The organism is Flavobacterium sp. 1, from assembly GCF_002797935.1.
Taxonomy (GTDB): domain Bacteria; phylum Bacteroidota; class Bacteroidia; order Flavobacteriales; family Flavobacteriaceae; genus Flavobacterium.
Genome location: NZ_PGER01000001.1, coordinates 199,871 through 223,279 on the forward strand (window position 1 = coordinate 199,871; position 23,409 = coordinate 223,279).

The following is a 23,409-nucleotide window of genomic DNA, read 5'->3' on the forward strand; positions in this document are numbered from 1 at the left end:
GATTAGCTCCTAATTCTTATTTTTTTAATGAAAAATTATACTGCAGTCCGATCATAAATGTTCTTGGTGAAGCAGCGGTATAAGTGGGTTGAGAAGTTGCTGTGTTTGCTCTCGAAACATTATAAGAGTATAATTTATCGGTAATATTGATTATGTTTCCGTAAATTTCGATTCCTTTCCATTCGTAACCTGCTCTAAAATTAAAGATGTCATACCCTGCATATTTTATTGTGTTGATTTGGTCTTGGTAATAATTTCCAACCGATTGCCATTCCAGCGAAGTTCTGAATTTAGGAAACCAATTTGGGTAATAACTTATTTCGGAATTTCCAGACCATTTTGGGGCTTGGGGCATTTCTTTTCCATCCAAATTTTTCAACGCATCGGTTGGATTATCTGAAACTTTAAAATCTATAAAAGTATGTTCTGCAACTGTACCGCCAAATCGAATGTTTAGTTGGTTGGACAGCAGTTTGTAATTTCCTCCAAATTCAATTCCTTTATGTCTGGTTTCTCCAACAGAACGATAGTCGGTTGTATTGTCTGGCAAGCGAACGCTTAGGAACTCGTTTTTGCCTTCCATATAATAAACGGCATAATCAAAGTTTAATTTTCCGTCTAATAATGCTAGCCATCCTCCAATTTCATAATTGTCAAATGTTGCCGGTTCTAAGTTGTAATAGAATTCTGCTGGCTTACCAGTTGTTCCGCCAGTTCCTGGTTTGGTTCTAAAAATAGAGGTGATTCCAGGAGGAGCAAAACCTTGAGAATAATTTCCATAAATTCCAGCAAACAAAACAGGATTATAGTTGGCTCCAGCTTTGAAAGTTGGCTTGTCATATATTTTTGTTCCAGTTGATTTATCAAGTGCGTTATCGTAATTGACTTTTAAATTATCATAACGTGCACCTGCTGTAACGACCAATTTTTCAAGAGGATTGAAGCTCACTTGTGCAAATCCAGCGGTATTAAAAATATCGGCGGTATAGTTGGCTAATTTTATATCAGGTCGTTCAGCTAGGATTTCATAATAATCTACCGTTTGTTTCCCAGAAGTTCCTGGGTTTAAATTGGCTTTCATTTCCAGTAAATAAGACCAATAGGTAACAGGAGAGTAATCATAAAGAGCTCCGCCAACAATTTTAGTATTTAAAAAATCAAATTTTTGAGTGTGCTGTCCAATGACACCATAGCTTTTGAAATTATTGGAGTTGACTTCACCAGTCGCGCTTGTAGGGTTTACAGTTGGACTCCATTTGATTCCGTAAGATGGGTTTTGCCCCAACTTATTGTCTCGGTAATAAGCAGTAATGTAACTACTTGCAGTATCATTCCAATCGTGTTCCAAGGTCAATCGTGTTCTAAGGGCATCAGATTTCCGGTATGTAAAATCGGTTGTGCTTTTGTAGATTCTATCGTAAAAAGCTGCTTCGTTTACACTTCCACTCATATCCGAATAGTATTTACCCCACATCGTATTGCTGATTAATCGAGTTTTATCGTTTATGTTATAGTCAAGTCTAAAGTTGATATTGTCTTTTTTGTAATCAGAATAAGTCATCCAGCTATTTTCTTGTAAACTAGAGATTCCCGCAATGTGAAAACCTACTTTACCTATTGTTGCTCCACCAGCAATTTGAATTCTTTTATAGCCCCATTGGTCTGCTTGGATTCCAAATTTGAATTCTGGATTTATAGAAGGTTTTAGAGAGATTAAATTTATTGTACCGCCTACAGCTTCTGGACCATACAAAGAAGAAGCAGGACCTTTTACCACCTCAATATTTTGAAGATCGAATTGATTAATTTCTAATAAAGCGTTGTGGTTAAAAATTCCCATTGGACGAATAGGAAGGCCATCTTCCAGATACAGATAATAAGCATTGGTAGTCATCGGTTGTCGAATTGACATGGAGTGTTGTTCATTTCCAAGATTTACCATTAATACACCTGGTGTTTTATTTATGATTTCATAAGCTGCAACGGCTTTGGTTTCGTTAATGATTTTTGCGGTTAATTTACTAACAGCTGCAGGTGTTTCTTTTCGTAATGTTGCAGAGCGATTAGCAGTTACAAATACACTTTCAAGTTCTTGTGTTTTAGTGCTGTCTTTTTCGGTTTTATTTTGCGCAATAGTGATTTGCCCCAATAATAGTAGGGAAAATAGAATTTTTTTACTCAAATAGGCAATTGTTTTTGAGCGGTCTTCGTGAATCTCTGATTTCATTTATGATTTATATAAATTTGGAATAATAACAATCGATTCATTGACTTTGAGCCAATAAAAAACATTTCAAAAAAGTTTGAAAAGTGATATTAGAATTTATATAAAATAGGCGGGTGGCCGAAAATTTGATAAGATAACCGAGATCGGTTTTTTATCGAAAGTAAAGTATTTTTTTTGAGCAGAATAAGCTGATGTTATGATTGAATAAGTAGCTTCTAATGTGTTTTGAATATAAACCAGCTCTAATTTTTCTTTGAGGTTGTTTTGCATTTTTTTCTCATTATCATCAAATTTTTTTAAGCTTTTCTTGAGTTCACAATTTCCGTTACACGTATTGTTAGCTATTTTTCTTTGAATACAAATGGTTTTAGCAATCTCGTCTTGGTTTATTTTAAATTTGGCATATATAATTATGTTCCCAAAAGATGGAAGCAGTAATATTGAAGAAAGTAATATGATAAAAAACTGTTTCAGACTGTTTTTGATTTAAGCGCAAAAATACTTTTTTTTAAGATAATTTTGTCTTTTAATGTTAAAAAAGATAGTAATAAAAGTGGGAGAATACTATATTTCATTATAACAGCAAAACACCAGCATTCAATTACTGGTGTTTTTGATGTTTCTATTTTGGTTTATTTTCAACTTAATTGATAAAAATTTCTTTATGCATTTTAACCCATTCTTCCATTGGAGTCATTTTTACAGGTAGTTTTTCTAAAACTTCTTGCAAGTTGGGATTGAATTTTGTTGGATATACCGGTAGCCCAGCCAACATTTCATAATATCCTTGTACGCCTCTAGCACTTTCTTCTCCAACAAGAATACTCAATTTGTCTCCAAATTCTTGTGGTGGCATAGCGTAGAAATCTATTTTTTCACCCAAACCAATAGTGAATTTTTCAGCAAGATCATTTCCTTTCAGGTTATCTAAACCACTAACCATAAATGATTGTCCTGATAATTCTGGTTTGTATAAAGCTTCAACCACAAAGGCACTAACATCTCTTGATGCAATCCAGCCAATAGGCATGTTTTCTGGAGTTGGGTAAGCTACTTTTCTTTCATTTTTAATATAATCGGTTGTATAAGGAGCCAACAAATTTTCGGCATAAATAGACGGTTCTATAATTACATAAGGAACTCCACAATCTTTAAGATATTCTTTTGTTTCTAATTTTACATCTTCCATAGGAATTCCTAGTTTTTGAGGTGCTAAAAAACCACTGGTGTTCCAAACTATCATTTTTACACCATTTGCTTTACTGGCATCGATTACATTTTTGGCTAACTGAAATCCGTCTGCTGGGTTAGGAAGAGAAACAGGAATCAACAAAGCAATTGTGTCAATTCCTTTAGTGATTTCATTCATTCTTTCGGCATCAGACATATTGCCTAATATTGGAATTGCACCTGCGTTTTTCAGTTTGTCAAAGTTTTTTTCTGAACTGGTTACTGCATAGACTTCTGCACCTTTGTTTTTTGCTTCTCCAATCACGTGAAACTGTTGTGAGCCTGTAGCTCCAAATACTAATACTTTCATTTTTTTATTTTTTAGCTGTTTAATTTTGGTAAAATTATATTATTACTTACTTTTGCACAAGTACTTACAAAATGGTTAAGTACTTACCAAATGGTTAGAATAATTGATTATCAATGGAAAAAAACTTAAAAATAAATCCAGCATGTGATGAAAGGTGTCCTGTAAGAGCATCTTTAACACTGTTAAGCGGTAAATGGACATTAATGATACTGTTTCAAATCAACGGAAATGCGGTGCGATATGGCGAACTAAAAAGGGCTGTTACGGGTATTAGTGAAAAAATGCTGATACAAGAATTAAATATGCTTGTTGAAAACAAATTGGTTAGTAAAAAAGTCTATCCTCAAATTCCTCCTAAAGTAGAATATCGGTTGACTGAATTAGGATTGAAAACTTTGCCTATTGTTGATCAGCTGGCTCAATTCGGGCTGGAAAATTTAGTTTAATAATAGCATTAATGAGCAATTTAAAAAGAACTACTATTTATTTTTTTAAATAACACAAAAATTGAGAACCCAGAAATTTCATAAAATAGAATGTGGGGTGGATTTTCTGATTAATGTTTTGCCGTTTGATGATGTAAAAGAAAGCTATGTCTAGTTCTGAAAAAGTGATACAGGATTAATAAAAAATAAAAGTACAATTTTTAAGCTTACACATTTTTTAGGGCAGTGTCGAAAAACAACAACTATTTGCATGTAAATCTCTACTATATTTAACGCAAAAATCCCCAGCTACTTCCGTAATTGGGGATTCAAGTCTAATCTGTTTTTATTAAGAAACCAAAACCCAAGCTCCGCTAGCGATTAAGCTTTCTGCTTTTTTGAACTTCATTTCCTGTGTTTGTCCGTTGGCGACATTTTGAATGGTTACTGTATCGTTACGGTTTATTTTTGGCTGGTCGCGAACGATAGTTTCTGTAACTTGTCGTTGTTGAGTTTCCCCAGCTTCACGATTAGCATTTTTGCTGTTTGGAATTTCGTCTTTGCTTAATTGGTAATCCTCCACCTGACGCTCGATTCTTGCTTCTTCAATTACAGGAGCATTTTGAGCTGGCAAATCACCTTTGAATAAAAACGAAATTACTTCTTTGTTCACATTGTCAAGCATGCCACGGAACAAGTTGAACGCTTCCAATTTGTAAATAAGCAATGGATCTTTTTGTTCGTGAACGGCTAATTGAACCGATTGTTTCAATTCGTCCATTTTGCGCAAATGTTTTTTCCAAGCTTCATCAACAATGGATAAAGTGATGTTTTTTTCGAAATCGGCAACTAGTTGTGATCCTTCAGTTTCGTAGGCTTTCTTTAAATCAGTTACAACATTGAACATTTTTATTCCATCGGTAAACGGAACTACGATACGCTCAAAATGATTGTTTCTGTCTTCATAAACATTCTTGATGATTGGGAAGGCTTCTCTGGCGCTTCTTTCTGTTTTTTGAGTATAAAATTCAAGGGTCGCTTTGTAAAGTTTACCCGTGATTTCGATTTCGGTCAATTTTGAAAATTCTTCTTGTGATACAGGAGATGTAAATGAGAAATAACGGATAATGTCAAATTCAAAATCTTTGAAACTGTTTTTAGCTTTATTTTCATCAACAATCAGTTCGCAGGTATCATAAAGCATGTTTGCGATATCCAGTTTTAGACGTTCTCCAAACAAGGCGTGACGGCGGCGTTTGTAAACAACTTCACGCTGTGCATTCATTACGTCATCATATTCCAATAAACGTTTACGGACACCAAAATTGTTTTCTTCCACTTTTTTCTGAGCACGCTCGATAGATTTTGTCATCATCGAATGCTGGATTACTTCTCCTTCTTTCAGTCCCATTCTGTCCATTACCTTAGCAACTCTTTCGGAACCGAACAAACGCATCAGGTTGTCTTCAAGGGAAACATAAAATTGAGAGCTTCCCACATCTCCCTGGCGACCAGCACGACCGCGCAGCTGACGGTCAACACGACGAGAATCGTGGCGTTCTGTACCTACAATTGCCAAACCTCCGGCAGCTTTCACTTCGGGAGATAATTTGATATCTGTACCACGGCCTGCCATATTGGTTGCAATGGTTACCACCCCCGCTTTTCCTGCTTCTTCAACAATTTGTGCTTCTTGTTTGTGCATTTTAGCATTCAATACGTTGTGAGCCACACCGCGCATTTTCAGCATACGGCTCAACAATTCTGAAATCTCAACCGAAGTTGTTCCAATAAGAACAGGTCTTCCTGCTTTTGAAAGTTCAGTTACATCTTCAATAACGGCATTGAATTTTTCTCGGGTTGTTTTGTATATAAAGTCTTCTTTGTCAATACGAGCCATTGGTCTGTTAGTAGGAATTTCTACTACATCGAGTTTGTAGATTTCCCATAACTCGCCAGCTTCAGTAACAGCTGTACCGGTCATACCACCCAATTTGTTGTACATTCTGAAATAATTCTGCAATGTAATAGTAGCAAATGTTTGAGTAGCAGCTTCGATTTTTACATTTTCTTTGGCTTCAATCGCTTGGTGCAAACCGTCCGAATAACGGCGACCATCCATGATACGACCTGTTTGCTCATCAACAATCATGATTTTGTTATCCATGATTACATATTCTACATCTTTTTCAAAAAGGCTATACGCTTTCAAAAGTTGTGTCAAAGTATGGATACGTTCGCTTTTTATTCCGAAATCTTGGAATAATCTTTCTTTTTCTTCCGCTTCGGCATCCTTATCTAATTTTTTCTTTTCGATAGTGGCAATTTCTGTTCCAATGTCTGGAAGTACAAAAAAGTTAGATTCAGTGTCTCCTGAAAGGAATTTGATACCATTATCTGTTAAGCTAACTTGATTATTTTTTTCTTCAATCACAAAATACAAAGCTTCATCCACTTTAGGCATTTCGCGATTGTTGTCCTGCATATAAGTGTTTTCGGTTTTTTGAAGCAATTGTTTAATTCCTTCCTCACTCAAAAATTTAATCAATGCTTTGTTCTTAGGCAAACTTCTGTAAGCTCTCAATAATTGGAAACCGCCGTCTTTGGTGTTTCCTTCTTTGATTAATTTTTTGGCTTCAGTAAGAAAACCATTTGCCAATTGACGCTGCAATGCTACCAAATTTTCAATTTTTGGTTTCAACTCATTGAATTCATGACGGTCTCCCTGAGGAACCGGACCAGAAATGATAAGTGGAGTACGGGCATCATCAATCAAAACAGAATCGACTTCATCGACTATAGCGTAGTTGTGTTTTCTTTGGACCAAATCTTCTGGCGAATGTGCCATGTTATCTCTTAGGTAATCAAAACCAAATTCGTTATTTGTACCGTAAGTGATATCTGCATTGTAAGCATTTTTTCTGGCGTCAGTACTCGGCTGATGATTATCGATACAGTCAACAGTTAATCCGTGGAATTCGAATAATGGTGCTTTCCAAGTACTGTCACGTTTGGCTAGGTAATCATTCACAGTTACCAGATGCACACCGTTTCCAGTCAAAGCATTCAAGTACAATGGCAAAGTAGCTACCAAGGTTTTACCTTCTCCTGTCTGCATTTCAGCAACTTTACCTTCGTGCAAAACCATTCCGCCAATTAATTGAACGTCATAGTGAATCATGTCCCAAGTGATTTCTTTACCTGCAGCATTCCAGGTATTGGCCCAGACAGAGTTGTCTCCGTCAAGGGTGATATAACTTTTCGCAGCCGAAAGTTCTCTGTCTTTTGCGGTAGCAGTAACTATTACTTGTGAGTTATCCTTGAAACGTCTTGCAGTTTCTTTTACAACCGAAAAAGCTTCAGGAAGAATCTCCATCAGTGTTTTTTCGGAGATATCATAAGCTTCTTTTTCAAGAGCATCTATAGCGATATAAATATCTTCACGTTTGTCAATGTCCTCAATGCTTTCAACTTCGGTCTTTAAAGAAGCTATTTTAGTATCTTTTTCGGCACGAGCTTGTTTTATTTTCTCTTTAAAAAATACAGTTCTGGCTCTTAATTCATCATTTGACAAAGATTGCAAAGCGCTTTCAAAAGTCTTTATTTTATTTAAATACGGCTGTAAAGCTTTAACGTCTTTCTCGGATTTATCTCCAACAAAGATTTTAATAATACTGTTTATGAAACTCATGATCTGTTTTTTATTTCTATTTAATATATCTGCGTAAATTTAAACAAAAAAAAAGCCTCTTTTGAGACTTTTTCTTGGTTTACTTTTTAATATTCATCCTCGTTCCAAAGATAATCTTCGTCCGTTGGATAATCTGGCCAAATTTCTTCCATTGATTCATATATCTCGCCTTCATCCTCAATTGATTGAAGGTTTTCTACCACTTCTAATGGAGCTCCGGCTCTAATAGCGTAGTCAATAAGTTCGTCTTTGTTAGCAGGCCACGGTGCATCGCTTAAATATGATGCTAATTCTAATGTCCAATACATATCTGTCGATTTAGTTTTGTGCAAAAATAAATTTTTTACTGAAAAAGACAAGTAAAAAACGATTTATTTTTTATAAAATTAAGAACGTTTGTTTTTTGTGCTTCATAATCATTTTCGGAATGAAGTATCTTACTAAAAATGATGGCAATAAATTAAGTGCCAAACAATAAAAAAAGAATACTATTTTCTTGGTATCCATTTTACTTCATCAGCGTTTAAATCAAATGTCAACTTTCGTGCCAATACAAAAAGGTAGTCAGAAAGTCGGTTCAAGTATTTGATAGCAATTTCGGCAACAGGTTCATTATGACTTAAATGTACCGCTAAACGTTCGGCACGGCGGCAAACGCATCTGGTTATATGACAATATGACACAGTTTGATGCCCGCCTGGTAATACAAAATGAGTCATAGGAGGAAGTTTTTCTTCCATATCATCTATTTCCTTTTCTAATAATTCTATATCAGTTTCGGTTATTCCTAGTTTCTTTAATCTAAGTTCGCCGTTTTTCATTATTTCTTTTTCCGGAGGTGTTGCTAGGATAGCACCAATAGTAAACAATCGATCTTGGATTTCGATTAAAATTTCTTTATAATGATTGTTTATTTCCTGATCGCGAATGAGCCCTATATAAGAGTTCAATTCGTCTATTGTTCCGTAACTTTCTATGCGGATATGATCTTTTGGTACGCGGGTTCCGCCAAAAAGGGCAGTAGTGCCGCCATCTCCAGTTTTTGTGTATACTTTCATTGAGAAAAGTTTAAAAGTTTAAAGAAGTTTATGAGTTTAGAAGTTCAACTGTTTTATTATAATTGTTGTTTGCTGAACACTTCTTTTATTGTGTCACTTTCAATGATACCATCTCTCAAGCGGATAATTCTGTGCGCATAAGCAGCAATTTCTTCTTCGTGGGTTACTAGTATGACAGTGTTGCCATTTGCATGAATATCACCAAAAAGTTTCATAATTTCTAAGGAGGTTTTACTGTCTAGATTTCCTGTTGGCTCATCAGCAAGTATGATAGAGGGTTTATTTACCAATGCTCTGGCGATAGCCACACGCTGGCGCTGTCCTCCAGATAATTGATTAGGCTGGTGGTCCATCCTGTCTGCAAGATTTACTTGGCTGAGTACCTCGGTGGCGCGTATAGTCCGTTCGGTCTTTGAATGTCCTGCATAAATCATAGGCAGAGCTACATTATCAAGTGCAGTCGTTCTAGGCAAAAGATTAAATGTTTGAAAAACAAAACCAATTTCTTTGTTTCGGATTTCGGCTAATTCATCATCTTTCATGTGGCTAACATCTTTTCCATTCAAAATATAAGTGCCAGATGTCGGGGTGTCCAAGCAGCCTAATAAATTCATTAATGTAGATTTTCCCGATCCTGAAGGTCCCATTAATGCAACATATTCTCCTTTATTAATTTCCAGATCAATGCCTTTTAGTACATAAACGATTTCGTTTCCTAGTACAAAATCTCTTTTGATATTTGTAATTTTTATAAGTGAGTTTTTCATTAGAATTTTAGATTGCTTTGCCAGTTCGCCTCTTTGGACTTGTGTGCTTATTGTTGATTTTTGTTTTTAAAAGTACAAAAGACTTTTTAATATATCATAAGTAGCAGTTGATGGTTTTTTGTTACAATTTATTAAATGTAATATTATTTGGAGTTACAGAATAGGATTTAATATAGATCAGGTTATTTATTGTTTTATTTTGGAATTATTTTTATAAGAAAATAAAGGTCAAAACAAGTAAAATATGTATTTTGTCGATTTTATATTAATTTTAACGATTTTTTTTAATCTGTTTTAATTTTTATATAGTAAGTTTACACTATAAAAGTTTTAGTTTTATTGGTTAGTTGGTGAAATTTAACTTTTTTGATAATTGCTTTCAGTTCATTTAGACTGTCTGCATAGTAGAAATCTTAATAATAATAAGGTTTAGGTTAGGTTATTTTAGCAAAAAGACAGTCATGGGGGTGACTGTCTTTTTTTGCAATTAATAAAGGGTAAATTAGGTTTAGTTTGATATTTTGTAAATTTTGGTGATATCTTTCAATATTTCCGGAAAGTCGATATTCAAATCAATTAATTTGCCGCTGTGAATATCAAAAATCCAACCGTATACTTTTAAATCTCTTTCTTTGTTTGCTTTTTGTACTTCGGCCGTTTTGATAACGTTAATGCATTGTTCCTGTACATTGAGTTCTACCAGTTTTTTATATTTTTCTTCTTCATTGGTTATTTTATCAAGTGTTTTTCGATGTATTCGGTAAACATCCCGAATGTTTCTTAGCCAAGGATTTAATATTCCCAAATCGGATTGCTGCATGGCGGCATGAATACCGCCACAGCCATAATGACCGCAAACGACAATGTGATTTACTTTTAAATGTACAACCGCATAATTGATTACCGACATCGAATTTAAGTCTGTGTTTGGAACCATATTAGCAATATTACGGTGCACAAAAACTTCCCCTGGTTCTAGCCCCATAAGATCTTCGGCAGAAACGCGGCTATCCGAACAGCCAATGTACAGAAATTCAGGAGACTGCCCTTTGGCTAGCTTTTTAAAATAATCTGGCTCTATTTTGAGCTGTTTGATAATCCAATTTTTATTGTTTTCAAAAATTTGCTTGATATCCATGATGCGGTTTTTAAAATTTTAGGTTCTAATTATAAAATGCTGTTTGGGTTGTTCGCATCTAAAGAAGACCAATCCCCATTGAAAAGTATCAATGCTTACGGTTATTTTTGGGTGGTTTTTTATAATTTCCCAAGCTTCTTCCATCTCTGCAGACCAGTGAATGTCATCAAATATCCAAACGGTTTCGTTGGTGATTGTTGGCAATAATAAACTAAAATAGTCTAAGGTTGCTTCTTTGGAATGATTGCCGTCGAAGTAAATTAGTTGATGGTTGATAGTTGATGGTTGATCATTTTTAAGATAGGCGCTAAATTCGTTTACAATTGATTCTACATTATTACAATTGAATTTTTGCAGTTGCAGTTGAGCTTGTTTTGCGGTTTCTGGACAGCCTTCCAAAGTTATGATGGATGCTTTCGGATTTCCCAATGATAGGGCAGAAGTGGCTAATCCTAATGATGTTCCTATTTCTAGTATGGTATCCGGTTGAAAATAATTTACAATCCGAAACAATAATTGGGCTCGTTTGGGTGAAATCCCAGCTGTTTTGGCAATCTGGGCTATTGGTCTCACATTGGATTTAAAAACACGTGAACCAGCTCCGAAATCAGTTACTTCGATAGTTTTTTTGTTTTGCAAAAGTTCGGTTCGATAGTTTTCTAAAACAATATATTCCGGTTTGAATTTCTTGTCATAAAAACATTTGGTCAATAAATTAAAGACAAATGGCGAGTGAACGGCATGTTCGTTTTTGGAACGCCAAAGAAATTTGAAATAGGATTTTATTTGAAAAAGCATAGAAATTAGTTAGAATTCAGGATGTTTATTATTTATTATTAAGTCTCTTCAATTCTCTATCCAAATCAGAGATATAATTTTTATCCTGTTCAATACGGAAATGTTCATATTCTTGATGCGCTTTCTCAACAGCTTGTTCGTGAGAAATAGCTCCCGCATTTGGAAGTACATCTAAACTATTGCTTTCTAAAAACTTATTGGTGCGGTCTAGCCAATCTTTCATATTTATTAATTGATTTCTACGTGCCTGAAATTCAGCTAAATCCAAAAAAGCGCTGACCAATAAATTCAAATCGCCAATTTCATTTTCGTTCAAATAATTTTTAGCAATTACAACATCGCTTTTTACAATTTTACCGTTTGGAGCATTTTTCCAAGTCGATAATCCCATAAAATCTTTGTTCCTATCCACACGTTTATAGACAATTTCTGCTGCTGTATTTCCTGTAATGGCAAAATGCAGTTTGTTTTGAACCATTTTATAAAACAGTTTGGTTTCTTCAGCATCTTTACTGTAATCAGCACTGCATTGCTCAAAAATATCACCTAATTTTTGAAAAACACGGCGTTCGCTGGCTCGAATTTCACGAATACGTTCCAGTAATTCGTTAAAATAATCTTTCCCAAAAGGTTTTCCGTTTTTGAGCATTTCATCATTCAGCACAAAACCTTTTATAATGTATTCTTTTAATGTTTTTGTTGCCCAGATTCGGAATTGTGTAGCTTGTTTGGAATTGATACGGTATCCAACCGCTATTATGGCATCTAGATTGTAAAATTCCACTTGTCGTTTTACTTGCCGATTCCCTTCCTGTTGAACTATTTCCTTTTTGGAAATAGTTGCTTCTTTGTTCAGTTCGTTTTCTTCAAAAATATTATTAAGATGCTTGTTTACAGCAGGCACTTCTACACCAAATAACTGTGCTGTCAACTTTTGCGTAAGCCAAAAATTATCTTCAAAATATGTAACGTTGACCACTACGTTGCTATCCTTATTTTGATAAAAAATAATTTTGTTTTCCATTTTAGTGCGTTTGTTTTATTCTTCAAAATTGGATGCTGCCATTTGTGACGAAGATACAAAGATAAAAGTAATTTAGTTATTAGGTAGAATTCAGATCCTACTCACTTCACTTTAAACACTATATTTGCAGACTTGGAATTTATGAAGCGAATAGCAATGATTTTTTTATAATGATGAACGAAATAATAGGAGTCAGGAATGTAATAACTTCCGAAGAAATAGACCAATGTATCGCTATTTTGACTCAATTGAACACTGATACTGACCAGATTTTTGAAATACCAAAAGAGCAAAGAACAGCTTTAATTAAAGCTGCTGGACAATTTTCACGCCCAGATCGTGATGAGCTAGCGAAGAGAAAAAAAGATGGGAAAGCAGTTGCCAAACGCAAACAGGAAAAGAAAGACAGAACAGCCCGCAAGGAAACCGGAATTCGTTCGGCGAGAGAAGCGAGTGTTTTTGTTGCTCCAAAATTGTTGGCTTCGCATGATTTGGATTCCAAAGAACAGTTGGAACTCGAGACACCCAGAAAGTGTTACGTATGCAAAACGGAGTTTACGAAAATGCACCATTTTTATGATACAATGTGTTCTGATTGTGGTGATTTTAATTATGCCAAACGTTTTCAAACTGCTGATGTAAAAGGTCAGATTGCCGTGATTACTGGTTCTCGACTAAAAATTGGATATCATATTACTTTGATGCTTTTGCGTGGCGGAGCGACTGTAATTGCTACAACCCGTTTTCCTGTAGATTCTGCATTAAGGTTTTCTAAGGAAGATGATTTTATGGAATGGGGACACCGCCTGAAAATTCACGGATTGGATTTGAGACATATTCCGAGTGTGGAGATTTTTTGCAATTTTATAGAGCAAAAATACGAACGATTGGATGTTCTGATTAATAATGCGGCGCAAACGGTGAGAAGGCCTGCGGGGTTTTATGCACACTTAATGGAAAATGAAGAGCGGCCAATTGGCTCTTTGCCATCACAAGCGCAAGAATTATTATTGGATCATACTAGTTGTTTGGATGAATTAAAAGTATTGACTTCTGGAGCATCTTCCAACCAGAATATGCCGGTAACTTGGCATGGACCTGAACCAGGAATTGGTTTAAGGGCTTCTGCTAAATTATCTCAAATTCCGTATTCGTTTGACAATGCATTAGTAGCACAGGAAGTTTTCCCCGAAGGAGAGCTTGATGCCGATTTACAGCAAGTCGATTTACGAAAAGTAAACAGCTGGCGATTGAAATTAGGTCAAATCGAAACTACAGAAATGATCGAAGTGCAATTAGTTAATTCGGTTGCTCCTTTTGTATTGTGCAACCGCCTTTCGGAAGTGATGAAGAAAGACAACACAGGCAAAAAACACATTATTAATGTTTCGGCGATGGAAGGGAAGTTTTACCGCGATTTTAAAGAAGATCGTCATCCGCATACCAATATGGCCAAAGCAGCCCTGAATATGCTCACGCACACTGCGGCAGGAACTCTCGCTAAAGACGGAATTTTTATGAATGCTGTCGATACAGGCTGGGTAACCGATGAGGATCCAGCGGAACTGGCCAAGAGAAAACAGGAAGAACAAGATTTTCAGCCACCATTGGATATTGTGGATGGTGCAGCCCGTGTTATGGATCCTTTGTTTGACGGAATTAATACAGGAAAACACTGGTGTGGTAAATTCCTGAAAGATTATCGACCAATTGGTTGGTAAAATCCCTAGCTTATCAATGTGAATAGGAAAAAATATAGCAAAAAAAACCACAACAAATTTTTTTCTGTTGTGGTTTTTTGTTGGTATGAAAATCTACTGCAGTTAGTTTACCGAAATTAATTTTACGTCAAAAATAAGTGCAGAACCTCCAGGGATTGGTCCCATTGTTTCATTTCCGTATCCTAAATGAGATGGTACCAAAAGGATACCGCTTCCTCCGGTTTTAAAATGAGGAATACCTTCTGTCCAGCCTTTTATCACTTGATCTAGTCCAAAAGAAATCCCTGCGGCAGTACTTTCGTCGAAAACACTTCCATTAGTGAAATAACCTTTGTAAGCTACAGTTACATTTGATGTTGCAGTAGGCTGCGCTCCAGTTCCAGGCTCGTTAATTACATAATATAAACCTGAATCGCTTTTTTCTGCTTTCAATTTATTTTTAGCGATGTAATCGGTGATTTCTTTGTCGTTTTTGGCAACGCAATCAACAGTTTCTTCTTTTGTTACTTCATTTTTCACTTCTTTATTTTTGTTGCAAGAAATAAAAAGAGTCAAGGCCACTAGGGCAGTTAATAAGTGTTTCATAGAGATTTTAGAGATGGATTATTTTTTTAAAGTTGCAAATATAGCCAAAAACGAAAATGATTTTGTTAAAAGTTCTAGTTCTCATGCTTAATGTCATTACGTTAGGCTTTGGTTTTTTCACGCCAAGACGCAAGGATGTAAAGTTTAAATCGCTTTTTTGTGTTTTCCCTTTTTTAAATATTAGCAAAAAAGCAAAATATCTCCTTTTAGCCCCGATAGCAGTAAAAATCCTTGTGAGCCGGGGTTCGGCTCACAAGATTGAAACGGAAAGCGGGACGATACTTCCTGAAAATGCCTAATCTTTCTGCTCCCAAAAATAATTATTGGGTGTAGATTATTAGAATCCTTCCCCATCGTTAAAATAGAAAGTTTTGGAATCCCGCCCAAGACCAAAATTAACGATGAAATTGGTCAGTGTGTTTTTGTCAAGAAGGACTCGCAGTCCCACGCCCACGGCGGGCTGAACGGATTCGAATGAGGTAAGGTTTTTGTATATACTGCTTGCAGTTGTGGCATTGGCAAATACCGTTCCGCTGATCATTTGGTTTTTGGTAATTGGGAAACGATATTCGCCTTCAAGATAGATAAGGTTTGTACCTCTCAAAAGTCCCTGCGTATAGCCTTTTCCGCTACGGCTGTTTTGATCCCAGCCTATTGCGGGAAGGTTTAAATACGGCAATCTGCCACTTAGCTGAAACTGGCCATAAGCCCAAATTCCCAGAACATGCTGTTTGTTCGTTTTGCTGATTGGGATAAAATACCTGCTTTCAAGCAATAAAGTGGAACTGTTATGTTTGTTAAGATCTGTTTTGGGATTGTAACGGTAATTCATGTTCAGGAACAGACCGTTATTGGTGTTTATTAAATTGTCTCTAGTGTCGTAAATCAAATTTAGGCTCATTCCATTGACGGAATAATTCTTATTGCTGAACCCATAATTTTTAGAATAATTGTAATGATAGGTGTACTGTTCATTGGCAACATCCAGATGTTTATCTTCGATGTTGGAATAACTGTCAAAATGTATTCCTAACCCAATAAAAAAAGATGGGAATATAGTATAGGAAGCCGTTTCATGAAATTTGAAGTAATTGTAATTCATGGGCTGTTCTATGGAGTTGAAATCGAAGTCTTTAAATTCGGCACCCCAAGGAATAATGTCAGTTCCCAAGCCATAATTGGATTGCGAGAAAACATAATAACGGAAATCACCGCTAAAAAACAAGCGGTCATTATTGATGTACATATTGTTTTTTAGATAGATCAGAACCTGTTTCTGCGTGCTGTATGAAGCTCCTCCTGATAGTAATGAGATTTTGTTTTCAGGCTTTATTTTGAAACTAAACTGGCTAATGAATCCCAAAGTAAAGCCATTTGCAGGCTGGTAACCCAATGTGGGGAATGCAATTAAATGGTTTTTGGAATCCGGTTTGCTTATTTTTAAGGTATCTTCTTTGGTAAATAAATCAATTATGGATCGCAGCTTATATTTTTTTTCTTCTTCCTTTTTTTCTCCCTCTTGGGAAAGAATAGTTTGAGAACAAAAAAGGAGTAGCAGAAATATGATTTTCGATTTCAAAATAGTTTTAAAATTCATAATGAATATCCTGTGCTGTAATCAGATTTTTTGAATAGATTTTGTTAATCAATTATTTTAATACAAAATATAAAACTAAACAAAATTTCTTTGTATGTGTTTGATTAATATATTAAAAGCACTTTTTTGCTTCTCGCAAAAGTACGATGTACGGCAAAGATAAAAAAGTGATGAAATTTAAAGCAATAAGTTTGTGTTAGTGACAAATATTAAAAAGAAATTCCAAATTTAACAGAAGCTTCCGGATTAAGCAAAGGCAAATTGTATTCTTTGCTGTCAAGAGTGAATTCATCGGTGCCAGAAACTTTAAGGCTTAAGCCTGCCCAGGGAGAAATATAGATGTTTTTGTAAATAGTGAAGTTGTAACCTAAACTTCCGTTTAATAAGAAGTTATTGAAATCTTTTGTTGCGTTACTGCTGTCACTTTGAATGTTGCTTTTCCAATAAACGGGACCACCGCCAATCCACCAGCCTTTCCAATTGTCTTTCAAAAAACGATCCAAAATGACTGCATAAGCCTTTATGTGATGATTGGTAAAACCGTCTTTGGTTGTGAAGTCGGGTTTGTTGACATCGGCAAAAAGTGCTCTGCCACGCCATTTATTTTTACCTGCCCAAACCGCTCCAAAATAACCTCCAGTGGCATAAGGCAGAGCATCGAGTTCCAATCCGAAATTCCATTTTGAAGTTTGATTGTTTTGTAAAGAATCTGTATTGTTTGTATTTTTTGACTGTGCCTGCAATTGTATTGAAAAAACAGTAAAAATGAGAAGTATTGCTTTTTTCATGGATGAGGTTTTTGAGTCGTAAAATTAATCAAAATTCAGGTAATAGAAGTGTATTTGTTTTTCTAAAAAGTGCCGTTTTATAGTAAACAAAAGCTACAACAGAGTTTGATTTTGTTGTGGCTTTTTGTATGAAGAGATAGATTTTTATTTATCTCTTTCTTTTATACTCGCTTTAATTTCTGCAATTCTTTTCCTTGTCAATTCTTCTAAGCAAGTAGAATATACTAATGGCTTAATACTGCCACCTTCATATTGTGAAGCATCAAACTTGCAATGGGAATCTCGGAATCTGACCCAATCTTTTTCAGCCTGAATTAATAAGGGCTTTTCATTTTGATCCAAAATTGCTATCAGTTGTTTATATACTTTATTTAATTCAGCATCTGCTTTTTTATAATTTGTATCAGCAGTTTCATTCATTTCTAATTGCGTTTGAGCAAATGAACTGTTGCAAAGACATAACAGAAGTAGGGCGATGAAATAATATTTTTTTGTCATTTATGGAATGGTTTTATTATGAGATTTAGATACTATTGTTTTACCGCATTATTAGTATTTAAAGCATTTTAAATTCATTTATAATATTTTCTGGTGCTTCTTCAATCTTATTAAAGTTGTTCCAATTCATTTTTGATCTTTTAAATTTATCTTTGTCCCAATTGAAAACGTGTAAATAGTTTAGACCAAATTTTAGTTTATCTGGTTTATAATATTTTAAAAAAGTTACAGGAGTACCACTTCTACTGTCAATACCAGTTAGCAAAAACCTTAAAAGGAGGTTTTCTTCTCCATCAACAATTTGTTTTAATAAATTTAATAAGGTATTACTTTTTTTATTAGTTGAGATTTCAAAGTCTGCATACCATGTTTTTTCCATTAAGGACAATTTCTGGTATAAAGTTATGAGTCTAGTTCTTATTTGTTTATTATTAATTTTCAATAATTCAACTGTAATGTTGCAATCAATAATTTCCTCTCCTTTATTTCCAACTCGAATTGATAGTAGAAATTTATTATTTGCTTTTCTTATAAAAATAATTGTCGGTTGTAAATACATCTTTCGGTCTTTTAATAAAAAAATAGATTAAAAATCCAGAAAAGAGGCTTATAAATATTGTTTGAAATATTGATTCAATAAAAATTAAAATTTTAGCAATTGGCAAAAATGGAAAAATATCTCCATAACCTATAGTTTGGAAAGAAACTAGGCTAAAATAAAAACAGTCCCAGAAATTACCAACTATGGAGTCATTCTTTGAATAGCAAATGCTACTTGTATATTGATAAAGAAATCCAAATATCGAAATAATAAATATATAAATGGCTATTGCAACCAAAACGAATGATAATATTCTTTGTCTTCTTGTCATTGATAAATGTAGTTAAATGCTAATATTGTTGTAAAGATGATGTCGTAAATTTATTCGCTAAAATAGTAATAAAAGATTGCAAACCTTTGTTAAAAAAAATAAAGCCACAACAGAATATAATTTCCATTGTGGCTTTTAAACGATTTTCAAATAGGTGCTAATTCTGTAAACTGAACACTAAAAAACTACTGCCCCTCCAATTTCGCAGAAAGCTCAAACCATCTTTCTTCCTTATTCTCAATTTTCTTGATAATGTTTTCTAGTTCTTTGGCTTTCTTCTCGATGTCGGCATCGGCTACTTTTCCATCCGAGAATAATTGCTCAATTTTGCTTTTATCGATTTCCAAATCTTTGATTTCTTTTTCTATTTTCTGAAATTCTTTTTGCTCGTTGAAAGTCAGGTTTCCAGTTGGATTGTTTTGTTTCCATTCTTTCTTTTCGGTTTTGTTGTCTTCTTTCTGAGCTATATCGGCACTGTCTTCGTAGGCTCTAAAATCGGAGTAATTTCCTGGGAACGTTTCAATTTCGCCCTGTCCTCTAAAAACGAATAATTGATCAACAATTTTGTCCATAAAATAACGGTCGTGCGAAACCACCACCAAACATCCTGGATAATCCAATAGGAAGCTTTCCAACACATTTAAAGTCACAATATCCAAATCATTTGTTGGCTCATCGAGAATCAAAAAGTTCGGATTCTGAATCAAAACCGTACATAAATACAAACGTTTCAACTCACCACCGCTCAATTTCTCTACATAATCGTATTGTTTTTTGGCATCAAAAAGAAAACGCTCCAACAATTGTGAAGCCGAAATCAGTCTGCCTTTCGTTAACGGAATAAATTCTCCGTATTCTTTGATCACATCGATTACACGCTGACCCGGTTTTGGGTTAATCCCGCTTTGAGTGTAATATCCAATTTTGATAGTGTCGCCTACAACTACTTTTCCGTGATCCAAAGGAAGAGTTCCTGTAAGCAGGTTTAAAAAAGTAGATTTTCCTGTTCCATTTTTACCAATGATTCCAATGCGTTCTCCGCGCTGAAAGTCATAACTAAAATTATCCAGAATAACATGATCTTTAAACTTTTTGGAAATCTTATGAAGCTCAATAATTTTGCTTCCCATTCGTTCCATATTAATTTCAAGCTCAACAACATTTTCTTTTCTTCGGCTTTGCGCTTTCTCTTTAATGTCATAAAAATCGTCCTGACGCGATTTGGATTTGGTAGTTCTCGCTTTCGGCTGACGGCGCATCCATTCCAGTTCTTTTACAAACAGGTTTTGCGCTTTATCGACACTTGCATTTTCGGAGGCGATGCGCTCTTCTTTTTTCTCTAAATAATAGGAATAGTTTCCTTTGTATTGGTATATTTTTCCGTTGTCCAGTTCGATGATTTCGTTACAAACGCGCTCCAAAAAGAAACGGTCGTGGGTTACCATAAACAGCGTAATGTTTTCTTTAGCAAAATAACTTTCTAGCCATTCGATCATCTCTAAATCCAAGTGATTCGTTGGCTCATCCAGAATTAATAAATCGGGACGGTTAATCAAAATGATAGCAAGTGACAAACGTTTTTTCTGCCCGCCCGAAAGACTTTTTACTTTCAGCTTAAAGTCTTCCAACTTTAATTTGAACAAAATCTGTTTGTATTGTGTTTCGAAATCCCAAGCATTGTGGCGATCCATAGCGTCAAAAGCTTTTTGATAGGCTTCCTCGTCTTCTGGGTTTTCCAATGCTTTTTCGTAGGCTTCAATCACTTTCAAGCTCTCATTATCTGAGGCGAAAATACTTTCCTCAATCGTCAATTCATCCTGCAGTTTATTGTCTTGTGACAAAAAAGCCATTCGGATGCTTTTTCTAAGTACGACTTGTCCGGTATCAGGCTCGTCAAAACCGTTGATGATGTTCATTATAGTGGTTTTACCCGAACCGTTTTTGGCGATAAAGGCAATTTTTTGATCTTTGTTGATTCCAAAGGAAATGTCTTTGAAAAGCGTGCGCTCCCCAAAAGATTTAGATATATTCTCGACTGATAAATAATTCACAAGGCTGATTTTTTGGCAAAAGTAAGTTATTATGGGACTAAATGCCAATTGTTTATTTACAACTATTCAGTCTGCATGGAATTCACTATAATATTTTAAAGAAAAAAACACGAATTGCACTAATTTGCACTATTGGCTGATGAAAAAAAATGACACAAATTCTGCCTTTAGCAGATTCGCGAAATAGTATAGTATTCAAATTCGTATCAATTTTTTTAATGTTCCAAATAAGGACTCAAATCAATATTATGTATTTGCTGTACGGTATTTACAAAAGGTTTTTTTACTGTGGCTTCATTGGTGAGATAAAACAATTTACCATCCTCGGTAGTTATTCCTTCGATTTGATGAAAGGGGAGTTTGATTTTTATTTTCCGTTTATTTCCAGTTCCAAAATCATTGTTCGGATAGTCATACAACAATAAAACAAAAGGCTGAAGAAATTTAGAATACCCGCACAAAATGATACCTTTTTTCGAGGGCAATACCGTTGCGCCAGTTACTAGCCCTTGTGCATCAATCGTTTCTTTAAGTTCTGCAACATACGTTCCTGGTTTTTTTGGCAAAACATAGACACTTGTTTTTTCTTTTGTCCATTGTTTGGTGAAGAGATAAATGCTGTCTTGTAATACAAGAAAAGCCTCACAGTCAAAATCGCTGGTATGTTCTTTTAGAGCTAAAAAATCCTTTTGATTGGAATAAGAAAAAGAGATAGTGTCAATCACTGGATTGTTTGTGTAAAATGATTTTTTTTGAATTCTCAATATTCTTAAGTCCTTTCTGTTTCCTCGGTAGTTATTCCCAAAATCACCCATGTAGAGATATAAACTGTCTTGAGAAATATCTTCCCAGTCGTTACTTTTCAGGCTTGGGAAGTTGATTTTTTTCTTGATTTTCCCCTTCAAATCTAATCCGTAAAATGTGGTGTCAAAGTGGTCGTTATGAGTCCACAGCAAACCATCAAAAGGAATCAAACCCGAGGTTCCCGTTATCGAATCACTAATTTTTGCAGAAAATTCAGGTTTTACTTTTGCAGAATCATACCAGCAGTTTCCGTTGTTTTCAGTCGCTTTTGGATCAAAATTAGTGGCAAAACGATCAGTACAGCCTTTAATTTGGCTATAAGAAGAGGTTATGAACAGGAAGGAAAGCATCAAAAATTTGAACATTGCGGTATTCGAATAAAAATTAAAAGCAAGGTATTAAACAAACTGCTGTAAACCTATATTCAATTATAAAAATGAGTTTGGAGCGAATGAGAAGACTTTTTCGGGAGGCATCGTTCCCGTATTTCAAAACAAACCACATTGTTTTATAGCGTTAATTCGGTTCAAAATCAAGTTGAATTAATTCTGTTTTGGAATAATAAAAGAAATCCTGAAGAATTTCGTAAACTATTGTAGTTTTAATTTGAGATTTCTATTCTATATATTTGTCTAATGCAGCTATCCGTCGTCATCCTCAATTATAATGTCCGCTATTTTTTAGAACTCTGTGTGCTTAGCGTAGAAAGCGCTCTGCAAAAGATAGATTCCGAAATTATTGTGGTGGATAACAATTCTTCTGATGATAGCAGTGAGATGATAAAATCTCGTTTCCCGAATGTCAAGCTCATTCAAAACAATCAAAACGTTGGTTTCCCAAAAGGAAATAACATTGGTGTGTCCCAAGCCAAAGGCGAGTATATCTGTATTCTGAATCCTGATACTGTAGTTGCTGAAGATACATTTAAAAAAGTATTAGCTTTTGCTCAAAAACAAAATAATCTCGGAATTGTTGGCGTAAAACTCATTGACGGAACCGGTAATTTTCTTCCGGAAAGTAAAAGAGGGATTCCAACTCCATGGGTTGCTTTTACTAAGATTACGAGTTTATATAAACTATTTCCAAAATCATCTTTTTTTAATAAATATTATGCGCAGCATTTATCCGAAAACCAAACGGGTGAAGTTGAAATATTGGTTGGGGCTTTTATGTTCTTAAAAAAAGAGCTTTATAATGAGGTGGGAGGTTTTGATGAAGATTGTTTTATGTATTCTGATGATATTGATTTGTCGTATATGGTTTTGCAAAAAGGGAAGGACAATTATTATTTTCACGAAACAGCCGTGATACATTATAAAGGAGAGAGTACAGTTAAGGACGGTACTTATATGAAACGTTTTCAGGAAGCGATGGAGTTTTTCTATAAAAAACATTTTCAGATTTCTTTTCTTTTTTCGGCATTTATGAAAATTGGAATTGTGTTTTTTTCTTTAATTAAAAGGATTCAAGGCAGACCAAAAAACAAAAGTATTCCTGAAAATTATTTGCTGGTATCAGCATCTGAATCATTAGTAAAAATAATAACAGCTCTTGTCCAAAAAAAGGTTGATTTTCTCGATTGGAAAGCAGAAAAAGAGGTAAATTTGCTGTCAAATTCAATAAGAAACGGGTTACAGATTATTTTAGATAATGAATCTGTTTCCTTTAAAGAATGTATAGAGATTCACGAACAATATAGAAATAAAGGAGTTGTCTTTAGAATAATACCAAAAGGAACAAATTTTAGTATTGGCAGTGATTCTCCTAATGACAGGGGAGGAATTGAAAAATTGAAATAAAATTATATTTAATGTAATTTATATTT

21 protein-coding genes are annotated in these 23,409 nt (G+C 34.7%); 4 read left to right on the forward strand and 17 right to left on the reverse strand.

Annotated elements, in window-relative coordinates; all coding sequences use genetic code 11:
- Positions 1-16: 16 nt before the first annotated feature.
- Both CLU83_RS00940 and CLU83_RS00950 read right to left on the reverse strand, forming a co-directional pair.
- The gene (locus CLU83_RS00940) at positions 17-2,227 is read right to left on the reverse strand and encodes a TonB-dependent receptor (protein ID WP_100429881.1); all 2,211 of its coding nucleotides are present in this window, start codon (positions 2,225-2,227) and stop codon (positions 17-19) included.
- Positions 2,228-2,870: 643 nt separating this feature from the next.
- Entirely contained in the window at positions 2,871-3,767 is an 897-nt protein-coding gene (locus tag CLU83_RS00950) for an SDR family oxidoreductase (protein WP_100429883.1), read from the reverse strand.
- Positions 3,768-3,880: 113 nt separating this feature from the next.
- Between CLU83_RS00950 and CLU83_RS00955 the strand changes: the two genes are divergently transcribed.
- Positions 3,881-4,213, forward strand: coding sequence for a helix-turn-helix domain-containing protein (locus tag CLU83_RS00955; RefSeq protein ID WP_100429884.1), 333 nt, complete (start codon positions 3,881-3,883; stop codon positions 4,211-4,213).
- A gap of 328 nt (positions 4,214-4,541) precedes the next feature.
- Here the strand turns inward: CLU83_RS00955 and secA are convergent, their stop codons facing one another.
- The 7 genes from secA to CLU83_RS00990 form a co-directional block, all read right to left on the reverse strand.
- Positions 4,542-7,883, reverse strand: coding sequence for a preprotein translocase subunit SecA (secA, locus tag CLU83_RS00960; protein WP_100429885.1), 3,342 nt, complete (start codon positions 7,881-7,883; stop codon positions 4,542-4,544).
- A gap of 86 nt (positions 7,884-7,969) precedes the next feature.
- The gene (locus CLU83_RS00965) at positions 7,970-8,191 is read right to left on the reverse strand and encodes a DUF2795 domain-containing protein (protein WP_007138072.1); all 222 of its coding nucleotides are present in this window, start codon (positions 8,189-8,191) and stop codon (positions 7,970-7,972) included.
- Between the two features lie 180 nt (positions 8,192-8,371).
- Positions 8,372-8,941 (reverse strand): cob(I)yrinic acid a,c-diamide adenosyltransferase, encoded by a 570-nt coding sequence (locus tag CLU83_RS00970; RefSeq protein WP_100429886.1) that lies wholly within the window; start codon positions 8,939-8,941, stop codon positions 8,372-8,374.
- Between the two features lie 56 nt (positions 8,942-8,997).
- Entirely contained in the window at positions 8,998-9,708 is a 711-nt protein-coding gene (locus CLU83_RS00975; protein WP_100429887.1) for an ABC transporter ATP-binding protein, read from the reverse strand.
- 508 nt (positions 9,709-10,216) lie between these two features.
- Positions 10,217-10,846, reverse strand: coding sequence for a carbonic anhydrase (locus CLU83_RS00980; protein WP_100429888.1), 630 nt, complete (start codon positions 10,844-10,846; stop codon positions 10,217-10,219).
- Between the two features lie 18 nt (positions 10,847-10,864).
- On the reverse strand, positions 10,865-11,644 hold the full coding sequence (locus tag CLU83_RS00985; RefSeq protein ID WP_100429889.1) for an O-methyltransferase: 780 nt from the start codon (positions 11,642-11,644) through the stop codon (positions 10,865-10,867).
- A 28-nt stretch (positions 11,645-11,672) separates the two neighbouring features.
- Positions 11,673-12,668 (reverse strand): virulence RhuM family protein, encoded by a 996-nt coding sequence (locus CLU83_RS00990; RefSeq protein ID WP_100429890.1) that lies wholly within the window; start codon positions 12,666-12,668, stop codon positions 11,673-11,675.
- A gap of 173 nt (positions 12,669-12,841) precedes the next feature.
- Between CLU83_RS00990 and CLU83_RS00995 the strand changes: the two genes are divergently transcribed.
- Positions 12,842-14,389, forward strand: a complete 1,548-nt coding sequence (locus CLU83_RS00995; RefSeq protein WP_198512230.1) for an SDR family NAD(P)-dependent oxidoreductase — start codon at positions 12,842-12,844, stop codon at positions 14,387-14,389.
- Positions 14,390-14,491: 102 nt separating this feature from the next.
- On the opposite strand, the gene CLU83_RS01000 is transcribed toward CLU83_RS00995, so the two are convergent.
- Positions 14,492-14,974, reverse strand: coding sequence for an FKBP-type peptidyl-prolyl cis-trans isomerase (locus CLU83_RS01000; RefSeq protein WP_100429892.1), 483 nt, complete (start codon positions 14,972-14,974; stop codon positions 14,492-14,494).
- 83 nt (positions 14,975-15,057) lie between these two features.
- Between CLU83_RS01000 and CLU83_RS01005 the strand changes: the two genes are divergently transcribed.
- On the forward strand, positions 15,058-15,273 hold the full coding sequence (locus tag CLU83_RS01005) for a hypothetical protein (protein ID WP_157801961.1): 216 nt from the start codon (positions 15,058-15,060) through the stop codon (positions 15,271-15,273).
- Positions 15,274-15,311: 38 nt separating this feature from the next.
- Here the strand turns inward: CLU83_RS01005 and CLU83_RS01010 are convergent, their stop codons facing one another.
- From CLU83_RS01010 to CLU83_RS01040, 7 genes are all read right to left on the reverse strand, one after another.
- Positions 15,312-16,553 carry an outer membrane protein assembly factor gene (locus CLU83_RS01010; protein WP_232726926.1) on the reverse strand — a complete coding sequence of 414 codons (1,242 nt, stop codon included), beginning with the start codon at positions 16,551-16,553 and terminating at the stop codon, positions 15,312-15,314.
- Positions 16,554-16,780: 227 nt separating this feature from the next.
- A complete protein-coding gene (locus CLU83_RS01015) occupies positions 16,781-17,359 on the reverse strand; it encodes a hypothetical protein (protein WP_100429895.1) in 579 nt (192 codons plus the stop codon).
- A 144-nt stretch (positions 17,360-17,503) separates the two neighbouring features.
- On the reverse strand, positions 17,504-17,857 hold the full coding sequence (locus CLU83_RS01020; protein WP_100429896.1) for a lysozyme inhibitor LprI family protein: 354 nt from the start codon (positions 17,855-17,857) through the stop codon (positions 17,504-17,506).
- Positions 17,858-17,915: 58 nt separating this feature from the next.
- On the reverse strand, positions 17,916-18,416 hold the full coding sequence (locus CLU83_RS22210) for a hypothetical protein (protein WP_100429897.1): 501 nt from the start codon (positions 18,414-18,416) through the stop codon (positions 17,916-17,918).
- Entirely contained in the window at positions 18,373-18,729 is a 357-nt protein-coding gene (locus tag CLU83_RS22750; protein ID WP_100429898.1) for an ion channel, read from the reverse strand. Before CLU83_RS22750 ends, CLU83_RS22210 begins: the two co-directional genes overlap by 44 nt.
- Before the next feature lie 185 nt (positions 18,730-18,914).
- Complete coding sequence (locus tag CLU83_RS01035) at positions 18,915-20,780, reverse strand: ABC-F family ATP-binding cassette domain-containing protein (RefSeq protein WP_100429899.1); 1,866 nt, start codon at positions 20,778-20,780, stop codon at positions 18,915-18,917.
- Between the two features lie 215 nt (positions 20,781-20,995).
- Entirely contained in the window at positions 20,996-21,934 is a 939-nt protein-coding gene (locus tag CLU83_RS01040) for a T9SS C-terminal target domain-containing protein (protein WP_232726928.1), read from the reverse strand.
- A gap of 285 nt (positions 21,935-22,219) precedes the next feature.
- Here CLU83_RS01040 and CLU83_RS01045 point away from each other — a divergent pair, with 285 nt between their 5' ends.
- Positions 22,220-23,383 carry a glycosyltransferase family 2 protein gene (locus CLU83_RS01045; RefSeq protein WP_100429901.1) on the forward strand — a complete coding sequence of 388 codons (1,164 nt, stop codon included), beginning with the start codon at positions 22,220-22,222 and terminating at the stop codon, positions 23,381-23,383.
- Positions 23,384-23,409 lie beyond the last annotated feature (26 nt).

Excerpts from the sequence above, each read along its gene's own strand:
- CLU83_RS00990 (WP_100429890.1), bottom strand. The coding sequence starts at position 12,668 with ATGGAAAACAAAATTATTTTTTATCAAAATAAGGATAGCAACGTAGTG.
- CLU83_RS00955 (WP_100429884.1), top strand. The coding sequence starts at position 3,881 with ATGGAAAAAAACTTAAAAATAAATCCAGCATGTGATGAAAGGTGTCCT.
- CLU83_RS22750 (WP_100429898.1), bottom strand. The coding sequence starts at position 18,729 with ATGACAAGAAGACAAAGAATATTATCATTCGTTTTGGTTGCAATAGCC.
- CLU83_RS01040 (WP_232726928.1), bottom strand. The coding sequence starts at position 21,934 with ATGCTTTCCTTCCTGTTCATAACCTCTTCTTATAGCCAAATTAAAGGC.
- CLU83_RS01000 (WP_100429892.1), bottom strand. The coding sequence starts at position 14,974 with ATGAAACACTTATTAACTGCCCTAGTGGCCTTGACTCTTTTTATTTCT.
- CLU83_RS00965 (WP_007138072.1), bottom strand. The coding sequence starts at position 8,191 with ATGTATTGGACATTAGAATTAGCATCATATTTAAGCGATGCACCGTGG.
- CLU83_RS01005 (WP_157801961.1), top strand. The coding sequence starts at position 15,058 with ATGCTTAATGTCATTACGTTAGGCTTTGGTTTTTTCACGCCAAGACGC.
- CLU83_RS00950 (WP_100429883.1), bottom strand. The coding sequence starts at position 3,767 with ATGAAAGTATTAGTATTTGGAGCTACAGGCTCACAACAGTTTCACGTG.
- CLU83_RS00970 (WP_100429886.1), bottom strand. The coding sequence starts at position 8,941 with ATGAAAGTATACACAAAAACTGGAGATGGCGGCACTACTGCCCTTTTT.
- CLU83_RS00975 (WP_100429887.1), bottom strand. The coding sequence starts at position 9,708 with ATGAAAAACTCACTTATAAAAATTACAAATATCAAAAGAGATTTTGTA.
- secA (WP_100429885.1), bottom strand. The coding sequence starts at position 7,883 with ATGAGTTTCATAAACAGTATTATTAAAATCTTTGTTGGAGATAAATCC.
- CLU83_RS00940 (WP_100429881.1), bottom strand. The coding sequence starts at position 2,227 with ATGAAATCAGAGATTCACGAAGACCGCTCAAAAACAATTGCCTATTTG.
- CLU83_RS00985 (WP_100429889.1), bottom strand. The coding sequence starts at position 11,644 with ATGCTTTTTCAAATAAAATCCTATTTCAAATTTCTTTGGCGTTCCAAA.
- CLU83_RS00980 (WP_100429888.1), bottom strand. The coding sequence starts at position 10,846 with ATGGATATCAAGCAAATTTTTGAAAACAATAAAAATTGGATTATCAAA.
- CLU83_RS00995 (WP_198512230.1), top strand. The coding sequence starts at position 12,842 with ATGAACGAAATAATAGGAGTCAGGAATGTAATAACTTCCGAAGAAATA.
- CLU83_RS22210 (WP_100429897.1), bottom strand. The coding sequence starts at position 18,416 with ATGTATTTACAACCGACAATTATTTTTATAAGAAAAGCAAATAATAAA.
- CLU83_RS01045 (WP_100429901.1), top strand. The coding sequence starts at position 22,220 with ATGCAGCTATCCGTCGTCATCCTCAATTATAATGTCCGCTATTTTTTA.
- CLU83_RS01020 (WP_100429896.1), bottom strand. The coding sequence starts at position 17,857 with ATGACAAAAAAATATTATTTCATCGCCCTACTTCTGTTATGTCTTTGC.
- CLU83_RS01015 (WP_100429895.1), bottom strand. The coding sequence starts at position 17,359 with ATGAAAAAAGCAATACTTCTCATTTTTACTGTTTTTTCAATACAATTG.